Genomic DNA, 2,692 nt, shown 5'->3' on the forward strand with positions numbered 1-2,692 from the left:
GGGGGGCGCCGACCGCTCGTGACTCAACCCACACCCCCACGCCCCGCCCCCCCCCGCGGTGGGGGCCCCCATCACCCCCCGCCCCCCCCCCCCCACGGTCCGTTCACGCCATCTTCACGGCCGGAAGGACTAGCCCGGCCAGTACGTACGGGCCCACGCGCGCGGCCCCGGCTGCGGCAGCGTCCGCCGCGCCACCCGGGCCGGTGCCGACCACGCGTCCGCCACCCGCGGTGCGCCCGGCGGTACCGCTGCCAGCGCCGCCGCGCGCGCTTGGACCACCGCCAGTGCGGCGGCCAGCTCCTCCGGCGTCGGATTCCCCTTGACGACCTTGATCACCACAGGACTGACCTCCTACAGGGGGATGTTGCCGTGCTTCTTCGGGGGCAGGGACTCGCGCTTGGTACGCAGCTGGCGCAGCCCCTTGACCACGTGCGCCCGGGTCTCCGACGGCATGGTCACCGCGTCGATGTAGCCCCGCTCGGCGGCCGTGTACGGGTTCAGCAGCGTGTCCTCGTACTCGGCGATGAGCCGGGCCCGGGTCTCCTCGGCGGTGCCCGCCTCCTCCGCCTCCGCGATGGCGCGGCGGTGCAGGATGTTGACCGCGCCCTGCGCGCCCATGACGGCGATCTGAGCGGTCGGCCAGGCCAGGTTCAGGTCCGCGCCGAGGTGCTTGGAGCCCATGACGTCGTACGCGCCGCCGAAGGCCTTGCGGGTGATGACGGTGATCAGGGGGACGGTGGCCTCGGCGTACGCGTAGATCAGCTTCGCGCCGCGCCGGATGATTCCGTTGTACTCCTGATCGGTGCCCGGCAGGAAGCCCGGGACGTCGACGAACGTCAGCACCGGGATGTTGAAGGCGTCGCAGGTCCGCACGAAACGGGCGGCCTTCTCGGAGGCGTCGATGTCCAGGCAGCCGGCGAACTGCATCGGCTGGTTGGCGACGATGCCCACCGGGTGCCCCTCGACGCGGCCGAAGCCGGTGAGGATGTTCGGCGCGAACAGCGACTGCGTCTCAAGGAACTCCGCGTCGTCGAGCACGTGCTCGATCACGGTGTGCATGTCGTACGGCTGGTTCGCGCTGTCCGGGATCAGGACGTCGAGCTCGCGGTCGGTGTCGGAGACCTCCGTGTCCGCCTCCTCCGGGAAGGCGGGCGGCTCGGAGAGGTTGTTCGACGGCAGGTACGCCAGGAGGGACTTGACGTACTCGATGGCGTCCTTCTCGTCGCCGGCCATGTGGTGGGCCACGCCCGAGGTGGAGTTGTGGGTGCGGGCGCCGCCCAGCTCCTCGAAGCCCACGTCCTCGCCGGTGACCGTCTTGATGACGTCCGGGCCGGTGATGAACATGTGCGAGGTCTGGTCGACCATCACGGTGAAGTCGGTGATGGCGGGCGAGTACACGGCACCGCCGGCGCAGGGCCCGACGATCAGGCTGATCTGCGGGATCACGCCCGACGCGTGCACGTTGCGGCGGAAGATCTCGCCGTACATCCCGAGCGCGCTGACGCCCTCCTGGATGCGGGCGCCGCCGGAGTCGTTGATGCCGACGAGCGGGCAGCCGGTCTTCAGTGCGAAGTCCATGACCTTCATGATCTTCTGGCCGTAGACCTCGCCGAGGGCCCCGCCGAAGACGGTGAAGTCCTGCGAGAACACCGCCACGGGACGGCCGTCCACCGTGCCGTAGCCGGTGACGACGCCGTCGCCGTACGGCCGGGTCTTCTCCAGCCCGAAGGCGGTCGACCGGTGCCGGGCGAACTCGTCGAGCTCGACGAAGGACCCCTCGTCCAGCAGCAGCGCGACCCGCTCACGCGCCGTCAGCTTCCCCTTGGCGTGCTGCTTCTCCACCGCGCGCGCGGACCCGGCGTGAGTGGCTTCGTCGATCCGGCGCTGCAGGTCCGCGATCTTGCCCGCGGTCGTGTGCATGTCGATCGGCTCTGAGGGTTGTGACATCGGGGTCGCGGCTCCCTGTGTGGTGTCAACTGCCTGGTCAATTGATTGACTACTGCTGGCTACTGGTGCGTAGCGTATCGGCGGGCATGGCGCTCGGCAGTGCGGCGTTTGACACACCTACTGTGGGTTGCTTGGCCTCGCCGTCTTCCCTAGGGGGACGGATTCCCGCCCCCGCGGGCGGGCCTTCCTGCTTCATCGCGGACTGCCGTGCCGGGAGTGGCCCCCGGCGCGGTCTTCCATCCGCTCCACGGGCAGACGCCGCCGGCCCGGCGGCCAGGAGGCTGATCGCCGCGTTGCCGTCCCCGTCGTGGGTGACTCCGCGGTGCCGGCACGTCCAGGTGCGGACGTGCAGCGGCATTGCGGCGACGACGGCCCCGCAATGCGAGCACGGCTTCGAACCGGGGAACCAGCGGTCCACGACGATCAGCTCGCGCTCGTACCAGCCGGCCTCGTACTCCAGCATCCGCCGCAGCTCACTCCACGCCGCATCCGTGATGGCCCGAGCCAGGCGGCCGTTCCTCACCATGGTGAGGACGGACGGATCCTCGATCACGAGCGTTTGGTCTTCGCGCACGGGTCGAGTCGTCGGTTCGTGCAGTTGGTCCTGTCTGCGATCGGCCATCCGGGCGCGGGGGGGCGGCGCGGCGGGCGGCGAGCCCCGCGCCCGGCTCGGGTCGGCGCGCCACGACGAGCGGGCGCCAGTAGACCGCGGGCGCACCGGCCCCCCCCGGGCGAGGCGGGGTCT

The 2,692-nt window shown here is 71.1% G+C and carries 3 protein-coding genes; all 3 read right to left on the minus strand.

Annotation, left to right across the window (positions count from 1 at the left end):
• Window positions 1–129 precede the first annotated feature (129 nt).
• The 3 genes from ACFXA3_RS40475 to ACFXA3_RS40485 are packed head-to-tail and all read right to left on the minus strand — an operon-like array spanning window position 130 to window position 2,521.
• Window positions 130–339, minus strand: coding sequence for an acyl-CoA carboxylase epsilon subunit (locus ACFXA3_RS40475; protein WP_385196129.1), 210 nt, complete (start codon window positions 337–339; stop codon window positions 130–132).
• Window positions 340–351: 12 nt separating this feature from the next.
• Window positions 352–1,947: an acyl-CoA carboxylase subunit beta gene (locus ACFXA3_RS40480; RefSeq protein ID WP_385196132.1), complete on the minus strand. Its 1,596-nt coding sequence runs from the start codon at window positions 1,945–1,947 to the stop codon at window positions 352–354.
• Window positions 1,948–1,996: 49 nt separating this feature from the next.
• Window positions 1,997–2,521, minus strand: coding sequence for an RNA-guided endonuclease InsQ/TnpB family protein (locus ACFXA3_RS40485; protein ID WP_385196134.1), 525 nt, complete (start codon window positions 2,519–2,521; stop codon window positions 1,997–1,999).
• Between the last annotated feature and the right edge of the window lie 171 nt (window positions 2,522–2,692).

This window comes from Streptomyces sp. NPDC059456, assembly GCF_042750055.1.
Lineage (GTDB): Bacteria > Actinomycetota > Actinomycetes > Streptomycetales > Streptomycetaceae > Streptomyces.

Bases quoted from the DNA above. Each gene is read 5' to 3' on its own strand.
- ACFXA3_RS40480 (WP_385196132.1), bottom strand. From the start codon at position 1,947: ATGTCACAACCCTCAGAGCCGATCGACATGCACACGACCGCGGGCAAG.